Here is a 14,410-nt window from a genome sequence, read left to right on the forward strand (position 1 = left end):
TCAACAGTTGAACAGGCTGCGCAGATACGCTGGTTTACGCGCATCAGTCAACGGTTGAAAAGATGGTGGAACCACGCCGATTCCGCACACTTTTGCACAGCACCACTAGTCAACAGTTGCAAAGGTTGCGCCAACAGGCCGGTCTATGCGCGTAAGCCAACAGTTGAATACCTTGACCCGTACATACCGCCACGCAAACAGGCCCATCCGTGCACGATCCCCCCAGCGCCACATCATCAACAGCTGAAAAGGTGGCGGAAACAAGCGCACCTATGCGCGTAAGTCAACAGCTACAAAAGGGACTGTTGAAAACCTTGCGTCCAAAGACCCATTTAAGCGCGTAATTCAACAGTTACAACGGTGGCCGTGTAGAAAAGGTGGCGGAAACAAGCATAGTTAAGCGCGTAAGCCAACCGTTGAAAGTGAGACTGTCGAAAACCTTGCGTCAACAGCCCTGCTTACGCGCGTAAGCCAACCGTTGGAAAGACGGCGACAACGGACATGACCGCTCAGATAAGGCAACAACTGACCGGTCTCACGACCGGAAACCCGGCATGACCGGTCTCACGACCGCCCCCCTGATATGGACGGGCTCATCGTGTCGAATCGAATATGCACAGCCGTGCGGGGACATCCACCACGGCATACGGCGCGTCGGAACCGTCATAGACGCGGGCCATCAGCGTCTCGGCGGCCACCCGCCCCATCTCGACCGGCCCCTGGTCCAGACAGGTGATGCCGAACCCGCAGAACCGGGCCCACAGCTCCTCGGCGAACGCGCACAGCCCGACACCGTCCGGCAACGGCTGCGGCAGCGTCTCCAACAGGTCGCGCATCGTCTCCTCGTTGTTGGAGAACAGGCACACCCGGCCGTCGGCATACCGGGACAGCACTTGCGGCAGCATCGCCCGCAACCCGTCGACGGTCTCATACACCGCGATCTCGCCGCGGACATCCCCATCCCGTAGGTATGACTCCACCGCACCACGCCTGGCGGTACGCGTGCTGATCCCCTCCGTCGGCCGGGTCACGAAAACCACGGCGTCGAACCCCCGCTCACGCAGATGCCCCATCATCGCCGACACGGCCGCAGGATTGTCGGTCTGCACGCAGTCGCAGGCGATCGGCTGCACAATGCGGTCCAACAGCACCATCGGCTTGTGTCCGTCGGCGGCGCAATACGCGGTCAGCCACGTGTCGTTGCCACCCACGGTGTTCACGATCAGACCGTCCACCTGCGCGTCAAGCAGCGATTCGATGTTTGCCTGCTCCAGCTCACGCCGGTTGTTGGAGTCGCTGACCAGCAGCTGCACGTCACGTTCGCGGCACACCTGCTGGATGCCCTTGAGCAGCAGCGAGCTGAACGGGTTGCCGATGTCGGCGATCGTCACGCCGATCATGTGACTCACGGTGGCCTTCAACCCCTGCGCCATGCGGTTCGGCCGATATCCGAGTTCGTCGATCACCTGGGCGATGCGCGCCTTCGTCTCGTCGGACATATACCCGAAGTTGCCGTGCAGATACCGCGAGATCGTGGTCTTCGACACCCCCACGGCCGCGGCCACGTCACCCATGCTGGGTTGCCGGTTCGTCGTTCTCCTGCTCATGCCTCTATTGTCCACCATTTTCCGCCGCACTCCGGCAACATCCCGTAATCGGATGTTGGACAGTTCCGTGGGACTTGCCGCACCACCGCATAGAATATTGCCGTTTGGCAATGACCCAAGGTAGGGAGAGACTATGTTCACCAACGAATATGTCAAGCGCGTGTATGCCCAGGTGGAGCAGCGCGACGGCGACCAGCCCGAGTTCCTGCAGGCCGTGCGCGAGGTTTTCGAGACCCTGGAACCCGTGTTCGACAAGCACCCGGAGTATGAGGCGAACGGCGTGCTCGAACGGTTCGTCGAGCCGGAGCGCGTGGTCAAATTCCGCGTGGTCTGGATGGACGACGAGGGCAAGCCGCAGGTCAACCGCGGTTACCGCGTCCAGTTCAACTCCGCCATCGGCCCCTACAAGGGCGGTCTGCGCTTCCACCCGACCGTAACCGAATCGGTAATCAAGTTCCTCGGCTTCGAGCAGATCCTCAAGAACTCCCTGACCACGCTGCCGATGGGCGGCGGCAAGGGCGGCTCCGACTTCAACCCGAAGGGCCGTTCGGATGCCGAGGTCATGCGCTTCTGCCAGGCCTTTATGACCGAGCTGCAGCGTCACATCGGCCAGTTCACCGACGTTCCGGCGGGCGACATCAACGTCGGCGCCCGTGAAATCGGCTATCTGTTCGGCCAGTACAAGCGCATCCGCGACGAGTATTCGGGCGTGCTGACCGGCAAGGGCTTGGAATTCGGCGGCTCGTTGGCCCGTACCGAGGCCACCGGCTACGGCCTGTGCTATTACACGCAGGAGGCCCTGCGCGTGCTGCGCGGCGATTCGTTCAAAGGCAAGACCGTGGCGATCTCCGGCTCCGGCAACGTGGCGATCTTCGCCACCGAGAAGGCGCAGTCCCTCGGCGCTAAGGTGGTGACCGCCTCCGATTCCAACGGCTACATCTACGACCCGAACGGTATCCAGCTCGATGTGGTCAAAGACATCAAGCTCGGACACCGCGGCCGCATCAAGGAGTACGCCGACCGGGTGCCCGGCTCCGAATACCACGAGGGCTGCAAGGGCGTGTGGACCGTGAAGTGCGACATCGCCCTGCCGTGCGCCACCCAAAACGAGATCGACGGCGAGTCGGCCCAGGCGCTGATCGACAACGGCTGCACCGTGGTGTGCGAGGGCGCGAACATGCCGTCCACCCCGGAGGCCATCGAGGTCTACAAGGCCAACAACGTGCTGTACGGCCCGGCCAAGGCCGCGAACGCCGGCGGCGTGGCCGTCTCCGGTCTGGAGATGAGCCAGAACAGCTACCGTCTGTCTTGGACCTTCGAGGAGACCGACGCCAAGCTCAAGGGCATCATGGAATCCATCGTGGCCAACACCCTGGCCGCAGCCAAGGATTTCGGCATGGAAGGCGATCTGATGGCCGGCGCGAACATCGCCGGCTTCGTCAAGGTGGCCGACGCGATGGTCGCCCAAGGCTGGTGCTGACGCCGTTTACCGCCCGGTAGCATCCGGTAAACGTGTGAAGGCTCTCGCGATTGCGGGAGCCTTCGTCGTATCCGGATGCCTCGCCCATATCGGCGCATACGAAAAGATCCCGCATCGGTGATGATGCGGGATCTGCAGTATCTGCGGACCAGTGTGAGCCGTCAGTCGTCGCCGAGCGTCATGTGGACGCCACCGACCAGCGAGCTGACCACGTTATAGAGCAACGCGATGATGGTGATCAGCACGGTGAACAGCACGACCTCGATGATCGAGAAAATCGTGACGGCGGACAGCACGGTGCTGAGCGAGAACACGTTTGCCAGATCCAAACCGCCCGCATCCAGGCCGGTAGAGGATACGATCTGCGTGACGGAATCGAACACGCCGACAATGTTCAGCATCACCCACAGCAGGCCTGCGGCCACGATCTGGATGATGCCGCCGGCGATCGACAGCATGAACGTCACCTTGGCCACGGACCATGCGTCCACACGTGTCAGCGACAGGCTCATACGCCGGGCGCGGGGCACGGCGCGGCGCACGGGGCGGACCGGGGTGGACGCACCGGCATGTTCGCGGGCCTGCTCCTCGCTGATCAACGGCTGGTTGGAAGCGGAACGAGCCACACGCGGGGCGGCCTCCTCCGATTCCTCCCCCTCGGGCTGCACGTCGATTTGATCGGCGACCTGTTCGTCGACCTGATCCATCTCGGGGTTCTGATCCTCAAGATTCTCGCTCATCGTTGCTCCTTGGAATCGATCTTCTTGTACGTGACGCTACCAGCGTTTCGGGACGATTACTCGCCGTCCGACACGGTCTGCACATTCTCGCCGGATTGCGACTGCCCCTTTTCGGACGGTTCGCCGGCCGTCGCCTCCGTTGCGGCGTCGGACGGGGCATCGTCCTCGTCGTCACGTTCGGCGTTGCGGGCGATCGAGATGATCACGTCACCCTTGTCGGGCTTGGCCAGCGTCACGCCCTGCGTGGTACGGCCCGTGCGCTTGACTTCGGAGACGTCGGAACGGATCACCTTACCGGAACGCATGATGGCCAGCACCTGGTCGGCCTCGTCCACCACCAGCGCGCCGACCAGCGAGCCGCGCTCGTCGGTCAGCTGCACCGCCTTGACGCCGAAGCCGTTACGCCCCTGCAGACGGTACTCGCTGATCGCCGTACGCTTGGCGAAGCCCTCGTCGGTGACCACGAGCAGATCCTTGTCGGTATCGCCCCAGACCACGTCCATGGCCAGCAGTTCGTCGCCGTCGCGGAACTTCATGCCCTGCACACCGGCGGTCTGACGGCCCATCGGGCGCAGCTGCTCATCGTCGGCCTTGAATTTCAGGCTCATGCCGTGGCGGGAGACCAGGATGATGTCGTCGTCCGCGTTGCACAGCGCGGCGCCGATCAGCTCGTCGGCGTTCTCGCCGTTCTCGTCGACCATCAGGCGCACCGCGATCAGACCGCCCTGGCGCGGCGAATCGTATTCGGACAACGCGGTCTTCTTGATCTTGCCAGACCGCGTGGCCAGCACCAGATACTTGGCCACCTCGTAGTTCGGGATGGACAGCACGGTCTGGATCGTCTCCTCGGGGCCGAACTGCAGCAGGTTCGCCACATGCTGGCCCTTCGAATCACGCGATCCCTCGGGCAGCTCGTACGCCTTCAGACGGTACACGCGGCCCTTGTTGGTGAAGAACAGCAGCCAGTTGTGCGTCGAGGTCAGGAAGAAGTGGTCGACCACGTCGTCCTCACGCAGCTTGGCGCCCTTGATGCCCTTGCCGCCGCGATGCTGGGCGCGGTATTCGTCGGCCTTGGTGCGCTTGATGAAGCCAGAGTGGGTGACCGTCACGACCACGTTCTCCTCGGCGATCAGATCCTCGACGTTCATCTCGCCCGAGTACGGCAGGATGCGCGTGCGGCGCTCGTCACCGTACTTGGCGACGATCTCGTCGAGTTCGTCGCCGACGATCTTGCGCTGGCGCTCGGGCTTGGCGAGGATGTCGTTGTAGTCCGCGATCTTGCGCATGAGCTCGTTGTGCTCGTCGACGATCTTCTGCGCCTCCATATTGGCCAGACGCACCAGCTGCATCGACAGGATGGCATCGGCCTGGATCTGGTCGATGTCCAGGAACTCCATCAGCTTGGGCCGGGCGTCCTCACGCCCCTGGCTGGAGCGGATGAGTCGGATGACCTCCTCGATGGCGTCCAGCGCCTTGAGCAGGCCCTGCAGGATGTGATCGCGTTCCTCGGCCTCACGCTTGAGATACCGGGTACGGCGTTCGATGACGTCGAGCTGGTGGTTCACCCAATGGCGGATGAACGCATCCAACGACAGCGTGCGCGGCACGCCGTCGACCAGCGCCAGCATGTTCGCGCCGAACGTCTGCTGCAGCTGCGAATGCTTGTACAGGTTGTTGAGCACCACCTTCGGCACGGCGTCACGCTTGAGCACCAGCACCAGACGCTGTCCGGTACGGCCCGACGTCTCGTCGCGCATATCGGCGATGCCCTGGATCTTCCCGTCGCGTACAGCCTCGCGGATCGAGGCGGCCAGACGGTCCGGATTGACCTGGTACGGCAGCTCGGTGACCACCAGGCACATGCGGCCCTTGATCTCCTCCGTGTTGACGACCGCGCGCATGGTGATCAGGCCGCGGCCGGTGCGGTAGGCCTGTTCTATTCCCTTGCGGCCGAGAATCGTGGCGCCGGTGGGGAAATCGGGGCCCTTGATCCGCTGGATCAGGGCTTCGAGCAGCTCCTCGCGGCTGGCGTCGGGATGGTCCAGCGCCCAGTGCACGCCGTCGGCGACCTCACGCATGTTGTGCGGGGGGATGTTCGTGGCCATGCCGACGGCGATGCCGGAGGAGCCGTTGACCAGCAGGTTCGGGAAACGCGCCGGCAGCACGGTCGGCTCCTGCGTCTTGCCGTCGTAGTTGGGCACGAAGTCGACGGTGTCCTTGTCGATGTCGCGCACCATCTCCATCGCCAGCTGCGCCATGCGGCATTCGGTGTAACGCATGGCCGCGGCCGGATCGTCGCCGGGGGAGCCGAAGTTGCCCTGGCCGTCCACGAGCAGATAGCGCATCGACCACGGCTGGGCCATGCGGACCAACGTGTCGTAGATCGCGGAGTCGCCGTGCGGGTGGTACTTGCCCATCACGTCGCCGACGACGCGCGAGCACTTGTTGTAGCCGCGGTCCGGACGGTAGCCGCCGTCGTACATCGCGTACACCACGCGGCGGTGCACCGGCTTCATGCCGTCGCGCACATCCGGCAACGCACGTTCCACGATCACCGAGAGCGCGTAGGCCAGATAGGATTCGCGCATCTCCTTCTGCAGGTCGGTCGGCTGGATGCGTTCGCCGGTCATCAGACCGTAGTCGGTGTCATCGGCCTCCTGGGGGCTCAACGGCTCCATCGACCCGTCGGGCAGGTTCTGTTCCTCCATGCCCTCGTTCGTGTTCATTTCGTCTGCCACTGTGTCCTATCCCTTCAAATCTCAGGCGTCGATGAAACGGGCGTCATGGGCGTTGCGCTGGATGAACAGGCGACGCGGTTCGACCTCGTCGCCCATCAGCATCGAGAACGTCTCGTCGGCCTGTGCCGCATCCTCGATATGGATCTGCTTCAGGATGCGGTGCTCCGGGTCCATCGTGGTCTCCCACAGCTCCTGGTAGGTCATCTCGCCCAGGCCCTTGTATCGCTGGATGCCTTCGCCCTTGGGCAGCTGGCGGCCGGCAGCCTTGCCCTCGGCCAGCACGCGGTCACGCTCCTTGTCGGTGTACACGAAGTCGTGCGGCCCCTTGGTCCACTTCAGGCGGTACAGCGGCGGCATGGCCACATACACGTATCCAGCCGTGATCATCGGCCTCATGTACCGGAAGAACAGCGTCAGGTTCAACGTGGCGATGTGCGCGCCGTCCACGTCGGCGTCGGCCATGATGATGACCTTGTGGTAGCGCACCTTGGAGATGTCGAAGTCCTCGCCGTACCCGCCGCCGATTGCGGTGATCAGCGATTCGATGGTGTCGGACTTCATCATGCGGTCGATCGAGGCGCGCTCGGTGTTCAGGATCTTGCCGCGCAACGGCAGGATCGCCTGCGTGATCGGGTTGCGGCCCTGGATGGCGGAACCGCCTGCGGAGTCACCCTCCACGATGAACAGCTCGCACTCGGTCGGATCGTTGGACTGGCAGTCCTTGAGCTTGTCCGGCATGCCCGCCGTCTCGAAGATCGACTTGCGCCGCGTGCTCTCACGCGCCTTCTTGGCTGCGATGCGCGCACGCGAGGCCTCGATGGCCTTCTGGATGATGTTCTTGGCCTCCGAGGGATGCGCGTCGAACCAATCGCCGAGCTTGTCGGTCATCACGCGCTGTACGAAGGTCTTGGCCTCCGAGTTGCCGAGCTTGGTCTTGGTCTGGCCTTCGAACTGCGGCGTGGTGAGCTTGACGGACACCACCGCGGTCAGACCCTCGCGCACGTCGTCGCCGGACAGGTTCTCGTCCTTGTCCTTGAGGATGTTCTTCTCGCGCGCGTACCGGTTGACCAGCGAGGTCAGCGCCGCGCGGAAGCCCTCCTCGTGCGTGCCGCCCTCGGTGGTCGAGATGGTGTTCGCGAACGTGTGGACCGCCTCCGAGTACGCGGTGGTCCACTGCATCGCGATCTCCGCGGAGATGCCGATCTTCAGGTCCTCCGCCTCGAAGTCGATCACCTCGGGCTCGATCGGCGTCGCCTTGCGCGACTTGACGAGGTAATCCACGTAATCCTTGATGCCGTTGGCATAGCGATAGGTCACGCTGCGGTGCTGCGCCTCGGCCGATTCCTCGCCGTCGCCGGCCACCTCGTCGCCGGCCTGGTCGACTTCGCGCAGGTCGGTCAGCGAGATCTTCAGTCCCTTGTTCAGGAAGGCCATCTGCTGGAAGCGGGACCGCAGGGTCTCGAAATCGTATTCCGTGGTCTCGAAGATCACCGGGTCGGCCCAGAACGTCACCGACGTGCCGGTCGACTCGTCGGCGGTCATCGGCTCGCCCTGCTTGAGCGGCGCCGTCGGCTTCTGGTCGATGTAGGTCTGCGTCCAGTGGAAGCCCTGACGACGCACCTCGATGTCCACTCGCGTCGACAACGCGTTGACCACGGAGATGCCCACGCCGTGCAGACCGCCGGAGACCGCATAGCCGCCACCACCGAACTTGCCGCCGGCGTGCAGCTTGGTCATCACGGTTTCCACGCCCGAGATCCCGGTCGCCTCGACGATGTCCACCGGGATGCCTCGGCCGTCGTCGTCCACGCGGATGCCGTTGCCCGGCAGGATGGTCACTTCGATATGCGAGGCGAAACCGGCCAGGGCCTCGTCGACGGAGTTGTCGACGATCTCATACACCAGATGGTGCAGGCCGCGGGGGCCGGTCGAGCCGATGTACATGCCCGGACGGATACGCACCGCTTCCAGGCCTTCGAGCACCTTCAGATCGCTGGCTTCGTAATGTTCCGGGGACAGCGAGTCATCGAGCTGGGCGTCGCGCAGGGTGCTGTCATCCGTATGGGTCGGTGCGGTATCGGGGTCGTTCAGCGAGTCCACTTCAGGGTCTGCCACAGAACTTCCTTCCTATGGGTTTTTCCTCTCGCACAGGGGACGTTCTCCCATGCGATATGCCCCAGAACACGAATAACGGGGCCTTCTAGGGTTGCAATAGTCTGTATGACATTCTACTCGTCCACGACGACTTGCGCCCAGCGCGCGAATTTTCGCCTGCTACCGCATACGGCCGTATCGTCCGCGGGACTGCCGCGGACCCGTGACGACGACTTGCCGAACATCCAATCCCGGCAACCGCCCCCGGATCGTCTCCGTCAGTTGGGGAATCAGATAGGTCAATTGGGTCGCCCACACCGGCGACTCGGCCTGGATGTCCAGCACGCCGTCACGGAAACCGGCCACCTGCGAATGCGCCGCGATGGCATCCCCCACCACCAGATTCCATTGCGTACGCAACTTGGCGACCTCCAGATGAGGCATCCAATGCCCCTCCCCGGCGATGATGCCGAGCACCCCGCCCAGCGTCGCCGGATCGCGGCCGGGTTTGCCGAAGTTCTCCCATGCCAGCTCGGCGTCCCGCTCACGTTCGCGTCGCGACCCCGCGCGTGAGGCCAACCGCCCATACACCTCGGCGGGCAGCTTCCGCTGGTCCAGTTTGAGCAGCACCACGGGAGGCGGCGTCATAATCGCTCCGTATCCAATTGTTCGGCGAAATGCCGCGCCATCTCGGCCGGATCGTGCATCGCCGCCTGTTCTTCGGCCAGACGGCCGACATCGATGATGCGCAGGGCATCGTCACCGCCGGAGATGGTCCGGGGGATGTCCCCGACGGATGCGGCCGTGATCAGCACCTGTCCGCGTTCCCGCGCGAATTCCATGATCTGTCCGCGGCGGGAATCGTCCAATTGGGCGAACACGTCATCCAGGATCACAATCGGCGTGACGCCGCGTTCCTCCCCCACCGTCTCGTCGATCGCCATCTTCAGGGCCAACGCCAAGGTCCACATCTCGCCGTTGGACGCATATTCACGGGCGGGCATGCCGTTGAGCAGCACGTCCATATCGTCGCGCTGCGGACCGATCAGGTTCTGGCCACGAGCCACCTCGCCGGGGTATAGCCGCTGGAAATGGCGGCTGAGCTCGGCTTCCGGCGCATCGAGGAGCAGCACCTCGTCGAATGATGGGGCGTACTGCAGTTCGGCCCGCTCCCCGCGTCCGGCCAGATCAGCATAAATCCTGGAGAACGGCTCACGCAACCGCTCGACGATCGCGGCCCGCAGCCGGGTCAACGCCACACCGGCTTCGATGAACTGCCCCGTCCATATCTCCAACCCCTGCAACGACAGCTCACGGCCGGGATCATCCGCCACGTCGCCGCTATGGGCAAGCTGTTTGAGTAGGGCGGACCGCTGCTTCGCGATATGCGTGCATTCCTGAAGCAGGGTGGCGTATTCCGGGGCGAGCAACACCCCCGCCTGATTGAGCAGCATGCGGCGCGACGCCGGATCGCCCGCCACCAGTCGCTGGTCCTCGGGGGCGAACGTCACGCAGGCGATCCGCCCCACGATATCCCGCATGTACCGTGACGGGCCGCCGTTGATCCGTCCTCGGTTGGCGCCGCGGGCGTTGAGCGTGACCTCGTAGGTGGTGGCGGATGCGTCGTCCTGCCCGGTTTCACCGGCCACGTTGACGCGGATTGTGGCCGACGAGGCGCCGCGGGCGATCAGCGGCGCCAACGTGGATGTCCGATGGCTGACACCGGTGGCCACCACCTCGATGGCCTCGACCAGATTGGTCTTGCCCAGGCCGTTGGCCCCCAGCAACACCGTGACGCCCGGTTCGAGATCCAGGACGCAATGCTCCCAAGACCGGTAATGGTCCAGCGCCAGCCGTGCGATATGCAATCGTGGCCCCGTACCGGTCAGTTGTTGAAGCGCATCGGCACCAGCAGATACCGGTAGTCCATCGACTCGTCGGAATCGGCTTCCTGCTGGCCGTTGAACTCCACCGGCTTGACGGCGGTGGTCATCTTCATGCGCACATACGGCTCGGTGATCGCGCTCAGACCTTCGATAAGGTAGGACGGGTTGAACGCCACGGTGATGTCGTCGCCGTCCATGTCGATATCGATCGTTTCGATGGCCTGGGCCTCGTCCACGGCGCCTGCGGACAGCGTGAGCTCCTGGCCTTCGAAGACCATGCGGATCGGGGCGTTGCGTTCCGCGACGAGCGCCACACGCTTGATGGCGCCGAGCAGGACCTGCTTGTCGATGACGGCCTGAATCGGGTATTCGTCGGCGAACAGGCGGTCCACGGCGGGAAACTCCCCGTCGATGATCTGCGAGGTGGAGACGCGGCCGGCGTTTTCGAAGCCGAGCAGCGACGGGGTGTCCGTGTCGAAGTCCAGGACCACGTTCTGATGCTCGTCCAGCGAACGTGCCACGTCACGCAGCAGGGAGCCGCGCACCAGCGTGGTGGTGCTCACATCGCGGTTCTGCGGGGTCCAGGAGAAGCTGGAACGGGACAGGCGGAAGCGGTCGGTCGCCGTCATGATGACCTTCTCACCCTCGAACTGGATGCGGACGCCGGTCAGCACGGGGCGGTTCTCCTCGCGGGAGACGGCGACGCTGGCCTGCGAGACGGCCTGCACGAACGTGGGGGCATCGACCTGACCGAGTTTCGCCGGCACGATGGGCAGGTCGGGGTATTCGCCGTCCGGCATCAGCTGCAGGGTGAACGTCGACTTGCCCGAGCTGATGGTCAGCGTCGACGACGTGGTCGACAGGTAGGTCTTCTCGGCGGGCAGGGACTTGGTGATGTCGGCGAGCAGTTTGCCGAGCACCAGTGCGGTGCCGGGTTCGTCCACGCCGGCTTCGATGTGGTGACGGGCCGAAATTTCGTAGTTGAATGCCGAAAGTTGCAGTGCACCGTCGGCCGCCTCCAGGCGGATGCCGGCGAGGATCGGATTGGCGGGACGGGCGTCGATGACGCGGGTGGTCCAGGCTACGGCGTCAGCCAATGCGGCGGAATCGATTTCGACTTTCATGGGGACCTCGTTTCTTCGTGTTCTGTGCTCATTCTAGCGGTTGGCGTGCGTAACCGCGCTGTCCGGGACGACGTGCGTGATGACGATGGCGATGAACGTTACATACGGTAAATAGTCACCACCATAAGCACGGTGGAAATGTGGAAAACACGGCGAAGCCCAGGCGGCAGAAGGATTCCGTGCATCGTGAGGAATGTGGATAACCCTCTGGAGGAATGTGGATAACCCCGCGAGTTATCCACCGTTTCGGGCGACTTGCTGAGTTATCCACACTCGGGGCCTCGTTATGCACGAGTTATCCACCGAGGTTTTGCGTGTCGTCCACGGGTTTTCCAGAGGGTTTACCCACATTTGTGCATAACTATGTGGATAACTCGGTGGCGTTTTGGGGTATTGCCGACCGGTATGACACGCAAAAAGGTCCTGACCGTGAACCTGCTCCGCTCTCGCTACGAGGAGGGGAAGACGGTTCACAGCCCGGACCTTTGCACGGTATGACCGAACGGTCGGGATGTACGGATTACTTGTGGTAATACGTGGAGCGTTCGAACTTGGGTTCGCAGCAGACGTTGATGCCAAGCTGTTTGAGCAGGCTCTCGTCCGATGCGGAGATGATGACCGAGAAGAACGCGTCGCATCCACGCAGCTTGGGCAATCCCTCCAGAACACGCGCGGCGACTTCGCTGGTGGCCGATGTGATGGACAGTGCGATCAGCGTCTCATCCGGGTGCAGACGTGGGTTATGGCTGCCCAATTGCTGGGTTTTGAGCCGGCTGATCGGCTCGATCGCCTCATTGGAGATGACCTCGAGCTCCATGTCCACACCGGTGACCTGCTTGAGTGCGTTCATCAGCAGCGAACTGGCGGCACCCAATCGGTCGGACGTCTTGCCGGTGACCACCGTATCGTCCGGCATCACCATGGCGCCGGCGGGGCCTCCGGTGGCCTCCTCCTTGTTCAAGGCGGCCGCACGTGCGGGGGAGAAGTCCTTGGTGACGCCCGCCTTCTTCATGATGACCTTGAGCTTGTCCACGTACTCCTGGCCGGTGCCGGTGCGCTTGACCTGCACCGCTGCGGTGAAGTAGCGGCGCACGATCTCCATCCGGGCCGCTTCGGCGCAGACCTCGTCGTCGGTGATGGCGAAGCCCACCATGTTGACCCCCATGTCGGTGGGGCTATGGTAGGGCGACTTGCCGAGGATCTTGTCCATCAGCGCCTTGACGACGGGGAACGCCTCCACGTCGCGGTTGTAGTTCACCGTCGTCGTATTGTACGCCTCCAGATGGAACGGGTCGATGATGTTGGAATCGTCCAGATCGACGGTCGCGGCCTCGTAGGCGATGTTGACAGGGTGCGTCAGCGGCAGGTTCCACACGGGGAAGGTCTCGAACTTGGCGTATCCGGCGGCGATGCCCCGCTCATGCTCGTGGTATACCTGCGACAGACATGTGGCCAGTTTGCCCGAGCCCGGGCCGGGCGCGGTCACGACCACCAGTGGACGGGTGGTCTCCACGTATTCGTTGCGCCCGTAACCGTTCTCGGAGACGATCAGGTCGATGTCGTGCGGATACCCTTCGATCGGGTAATGCAGCCGGCAGGGGATGCCCAGCATCTCCAACCGGTGACGGAACACGTCCGCCGCGGGTTGTCCGGCGTATTGCGTCAGCACGACGGCCGCCACGGACAGCCCGTTGGTGCGGTAGACGTCGGCCAGGCGCAGCACGTCCTCGTCGTAGGTGATGCCCAGATCGCCGCGTTCCTTGTTCTTCTCGATGTCGTTGGCGTTGATGGAGATGATGATCTCGACGTCCTCGGCCAGGCTCTTGAGCATGCGGAACTTGCTGTCGGGCTGGAATCCCGGCAGCACGCGGCTGGCATGGTAGTCGTCGAACAGCTTGCCGCCGAATTCCAGATAGAGCTTGCCGCCGAACTGCGCGATGCGTTCGCGGATGTGCGCGGCCTGCATCGTGATGTACTTGTCGTTATCGAACCCCTTGCGCATGCGTGGACTCGCCTTCCTTCCCTGATCTATTCGGACGATCGTTGCTTGAGTCGTACCGTGAGTTCCATGACGTAGTTGTAGATCTCCTGCTTTTCGCGCATCTCGTCGCTGATGCGGGTGCACGCGTACATCACCGTGGTGTGGTCGCGTCCGCCGAAGACGTCGCCGATGTCCTTGAGGCTGATGCTGGTCATCTCACGGGACAGATACATCGCGATCTGGCGTGCGAGCACCACGTTCTTCGTGCGTGCGCGGCCGACGATCTGATCGAAGGTCAGATGGAAGTACTTGGCCACCTGGCCGATGATGTCGGAGGGCTTGACCTCCACGTCGGTGGTGAAGAAATCCTGCAGGGTCTGTTCGGCCAGCGCGCGGGTGACGGGCTGGTTGCTCAGCGACGCCACGGCGGTGACGCGTGTCAGGGCGCCTTCCAGTTCGCGGATGTTCTCGGTGAACCGTTCGGCGATCAGGTCCAGGACGTCATTGGGGATGTTGGCGCCGTTCATGCCACTCATCATCCTGAGGATGGCGATGCGGGTCTCCAGGTCCGGCGGCTTGACATCCACGGTCAGGCCGGCGTCGAACCGGCTGATCAGGCGTGCTTCGAATCCTTTGAGGTTTTTGGGTGCGACGTCGCTGGCGATGACGATGCGTTTGTTGGCCTGGTAGAGGCTGTTGAAGGTGTGGAAGAACTGTTCGAGGGTGGCTTCCTTGCCGCCGAGGAACTGGATGTCGTCGA

General features: G+C 63.3%; 10 protein-coding genes. 1 reads left to right on the plus strand and 9 read right to left on the minus strand.

What is annotated here, in order from left to right; genetic code table 11:
• Window positions 1-593 precede the first annotated feature (593 nt).
• Window positions 594-1,607: a LacI family DNA-binding transcriptional regulator gene (locus OU11_RS08160; protein ID WP_033516030.1), complete on the minus strand. Its 1,014-nt coding sequence runs from the start codon at window positions 1,605-1,607 to the stop codon at window positions 594-596.
• 133 nt (window positions 1,608-1,740) lie between these two features.
• On the opposite strand from OU11_RS08160, the gene gdhA reads away from it, so the two are divergent.
• On the plus strand, window positions 1,741-3,087 hold the full coding sequence (gene gdhA, locus OU11_RS08165; protein ID WP_033516032.1) for an NADP-specific glutamate dehydrogenase: 1,347 nt from the start codon (window positions 1,741-1,743) through the stop codon (window positions 3,085-3,087).
• A gap of 161 nt (window positions 3,088-3,248) precedes the next feature.
• Here gdhA and OU11_RS08170 read toward each other — a convergent pair whose 3' ends face one another.
• The 8 genes from OU11_RS08170 to OU11_RS08205 all read right to left on the minus strand — a co-directional run.
• Complete coding sequence (locus OU11_RS08170) at window positions 3,249-3,827, minus strand: DUF3566 domain-containing protein (RefSeq protein WP_033516034.1); 579 nt, start codon at window positions 3,825-3,827, stop codon at window positions 3,249-3,251.
• Window positions 3,828-3,883: 56 nt separating this feature from the next.
• On the minus strand, window positions 3,884-6,565 hold the full coding sequence (gene gyrA, locus OU11_RS08175) for a DNA gyrase subunit A (protein ID WP_033516036.1): 2,682 nt from the start codon (window positions 6,563-6,565) through the stop codon (window positions 3,884-3,886).
• A 21-nt stretch (window positions 6,566-6,586) separates the two neighbouring features.
• Entirely contained in the window at window positions 6,587-8,656 is a 2,070-nt protein-coding gene (gyrB, locus tag OU11_RS08180) for a DNA topoisomerase (ATP-hydrolyzing) subunit B (RefSeq protein ID WP_152597128.1), read from the minus strand.
• 183 nt (window positions 8,657-8,839) lie between these two features.
• Window positions 8,840-9,307 (minus strand): DciA family protein, encoded by a 468-nt coding sequence (locus OU11_RS08185; RefSeq protein ID WP_033516040.1) that lies wholly within the window; start codon window positions 9,305-9,307, stop codon window positions 8,840-8,842.
• Entirely contained in the window at window positions 9,304-10,527 is a 1,224-nt protein-coding gene (recF, locus tag OU11_RS08190; RefSeq protein WP_081963540.1) for a DNA replication/repair protein RecF, read from the minus strand. Before recF ends, OU11_RS08185 begins: the two co-directional genes overlap by 4 nt.
• Before the next feature lie 17 nt (window positions 10,528-10,544).
• The gene (dnaN, locus tag OU11_RS08195; RefSeq protein ID WP_033516046.1) at window positions 10,545-11,669 is read right to left on the minus strand and encodes a DNA polymerase III subunit beta; all 1,125 of its coding nucleotides are present in this window, start codon (window positions 11,667-11,669) and stop codon (window positions 10,545-10,547) included.
• A 520-nt stretch (window positions 11,670-12,189) separates the two neighbouring features.
• Window positions 12,190-13,671 carry a DUF1846 domain-containing protein gene (locus tag OU11_RS08200; RefSeq protein WP_033516047.1) on the minus strand — a complete coding sequence of 494 codons (1,482 nt, stop codon included), beginning with the start codon at window positions 13,669-13,671 and terminating at the stop codon, window positions 12,190-12,192.
• Between the two features lie 26 nt (window positions 13,672-13,697).
• Window positions 13,698-14,410 (minus strand): chromosomal replication initiator protein DnaA (locus tag OU11_RS08205; protein WP_033516049.1); only part of this gene is annotated, 713 nt, incomplete at its 5' end.

Origin of the sequence: Bifidobacterium pullorum DSM 20433 (assembly GCF_000771405.1) — a bacterium.
GTDB lineage: Bacteria > Actinomycetota > Actinomycetes > Actinomycetales > Bifidobacteriaceae > Bifidobacterium > Bifidobacterium pullorum.

Coding starts and splice junctions, on each gene's coding strand:
- OU11_RS08185 (WP_033516040.1), bottom strand. CDS start 9,307: ATGACGCCGCCTCCCGTGGTGCTGCTCAAACTGGACCAGCGGAAGCTG.
- OU11_RS08200 (WP_033516047.1), bottom strand. CDS start 13,671: ATGCGCAAGGGGTTCGATAACGACAAGTACATCACGATGCAGGCCGCG.
- gdhA (WP_033516032.1), top strand. CDS start 1,741: ATGTTCACCAACGAATATGTCAAGCGCGTGTATGCCCAGGTGGAGCAG.
- dnaN (WP_033516046.1), bottom strand. CDS start 11,669: ATGAAAGTCGAAATCGATTCCGCCGCATTGGCTGACGCCGTAGCCTGG.
- OU11_RS08170 (WP_033516034.1), bottom strand. CDS start 3,827: ATGAGCGAGAATCTTGAGGATCAGAACCCCGAGATGGATCAGGTCGAC.
- OU11_RS08160 (WP_033516030.1), bottom strand. CDS start 1,607: ATGAGCAGGAGAACGACGAACCGGCAACCCAGCATGGGTGACGTGGCC.